This window comes from Ochrobactrum sp. AP1BH01-1, assembly GCF_018066705.1.
Lineage (GTDB): Bacteria > Pseudomonadota > Alphaproteobacteria > Rhizobiales > Rhizobiaceae > Brucella.
On sequence record NZ_JAGPOU010000010.1, the window covers coordinates 1 to 2500 of the forward strand.

The following is a 2500-nucleotide window of genomic DNA, read 5'->3' on the forward strand; positions in this document are numbered from 1 at the left end:
TGGTTGCGGGGGCAGGATTTGAACCTGCGGCCTTCAGGTTATGAGCCTGACGAGCTACCGGGCTGCTCCACCCCGCGCCATGGTGTGTTTATTGAACCGGTTTTGGTATTTTTGCGTTATCTGAACGCTTAGCTGTTGTGTTCTGCATGGCTTTGAGAAGATGTTTTGATTTGTGTGCTTAGCAGACCTGGCAGCGACCTACTCTCCCGCGTCTTGAGACGAAGTACCATTGGCGCTGGAGCGTTTCACGGCCGAGTTCGGAATGGGATCGGGTGCAGCCGCTCCGCCATAACCACCAGGTCGGCGAAGAACACAATATTCGAGAAGCTGGATTAGGGCAGTAAGGCAGTATGGGAATAGGGCAGTATGTTTAGGCTGCGCCCGTCCTTTGCCTTCGTGCTTTGTCTTTCTGTGCAGGCGATGGTTAAGGGAAGCGAGGCAACATATTGCCTTACTGCCCAACTGCCATATTGCCTTCATCATCGAACTTCGTTCGATGGATATTGTAAATGGGAGTGATCAAGTCGATCGAGCTATTAGTACCGGTAAGCTGCATGCGTTGCCGCACTTCCACACCCGGCCTATCAACGTGGTAGTCTTCCACGGCTCTGATAGGGAATACTCGTTTTAAGGTTAGTTTCCCGCTTAGATGCCTTCAGCGGTTATCTAGTCCGTATATAGCTACCCTGCTATGCCGTTGGCACGACAACAGGTCCACCAGAGATACGTCCATCCCGGTCCTCTCGTACTAGGGACAGATCCTTTCAATATTCCTACACCCACGGCAGATAGGGACCGAACTGTCTCACGACGTTCTGAACCCAACTCACGTACCGCTTTAAATGGCGAACAGCCATACCCTTGGGACCTGCTCCAGCCCCAGGATGCGATGAGTCGACATCGAGGTGCCAAACAACCCCGTCGATATGGACTCTTGGGGGTCATCAGCCTGTTATCCCCGGCGTACCTTTTATCCGTTGAGCGATGGCCCTTCCACGCGGGACCACCGGATCACTATGACCGACTTTCGTCTCTGCTCGACTTGTCAGTCTTGCAGTCAGGCAGGCTTATGCCATTGCACTCGACGAACGATTTCCGACCGTTCTGAGCCTACCATCGCGCGCCTCCGTTACTCTTTAGGAGGCGACCGCCCCAGTCAAACTACCCACCATACACGGTCCTGGACCCGGATAACGGGCCGCAGTTAGACATCCATAAAAACAAGGGTGGTATTTCAAGGTTGACTCCACAAAGGCTGGCGCCCCTGCTTCAAAGTCTACCACCTATCCTACACATGTCGTCACGAATGCCAGTGTAAAGCTATAGTAAAGGTGCACGGGGTCTTTCCGTCTAACCGCAGGAACCCCGCATCTTCACGGGGAATTCAATTTCACTGAGTCTGCGTTGGAGACAGCGGGGAAGTCGTTACGCCATTCGTGCAGGTCGGAACTTACCCGACAAGGAATTTCGCTACCTTAGGACCGTTATAGTTACGGCCGCCGTTTACTGGGGCTTCAATTCAATGCTTGCACATCTCCTCTTAACCTTCCAGCACCGGGCAGGCGTCAGACCCTATACGTCGTCTTGCGACTTCGCAGAGCCCTGTGTTTTTGGTAAACAGTCGCTACCCCCTGGTCTGTGCCACCCTCACCTGCTTGCGCAAATAAGGGTCACGCTTCTTCCGAAGTTACGCGTGCATTTTGCCGAGTTCCTTCAACGCAGTTCTCTCAAGCGCCTTGGTATTCTCTACCAGTCCACCAGTGTCGGTTTAGGGTACGGTCTATATGCAGGAGCTATTTCCTGGAACCGCTTCGCTGCACGTTCAATCCAATAAGAACGTACAACACACGCAATCCGTCACTACCTGCAGGCCCACGAATATTAACGTGGTTCCCATCGACTACGCCTTTCGGCCTCGCCTTAGGGGCCGGCTAACCCTGCTCAGATTAACTTTAAGCAGGAACCCTTGGACTTTCGGCGAGGGAGTCTCTCACTCCCTTTATCGTTACTCATGTCAGCATTCTCACTTCCGATACCTCCAGGATGTCTCACGACTGTCCCTTCACAGGCTTACGGAACGCTCCGCTACCACGCACAAATGTGCATCCACAGCTTCGGTGTATGGCTTGAGCCCCGGTACATTTTCGGCGCAAAGACCCTTATTTAGACCAGTGAGCTGTTACGCTTTCTTTAAATGATGGCTGCTTCTAAGCCAACATCCTGGTTGTTTTGGGATCCTCACATCCTTTCCCACTTAGCCATAACTTAGGGACCTTAGATGGTGGTCAGGGTTGTTGCCCTCTCCACGACGGACGTTAGCACCCGCCGTGTGTCTGCCGACTAGTACTCCCCGGTATTCGGAGTTTGGTTAGGATCAGTAAGACGGTGAGTCCCCATAGCCCATCCAGTGCTCTACCCCCGGGGGTATTCGGTCGACGCTCTACCTAAATAGATTTCGCGGAGAACCAGCTATCTCCAAGTTTGATTGGCCTTTCACCCC

Annotated in this window: 1 tRNA gene and 2 rRNA genes (1 of these 3 cut by a window edge); all 3 read right to left on the reverse strand. The window is 53.0% G+C overall.

From position 1 onward, the window contains the following. Nucleotides 1-77: transfer RNA gene (locus tag J9800_RS21930), tRNA-Met, on the reverse strand. Nucleotides 78-185: 108 nt separating this feature from the next. Continuing rightward, a 5S ribosomal RNA gene (gene rrf / locus J9800_RS21935) occupies nucleotides 186-300 on the reverse strand. A 215-nt stretch (nucleotides 301-515) separates the two neighbouring features. Continuing rightward, nucleotides 516-2500: ribosomal RNA gene (locus J9800_RS21940) — 23S ribosomal RNA — on the reverse strand; it runs 999 nt beyond the window's last position.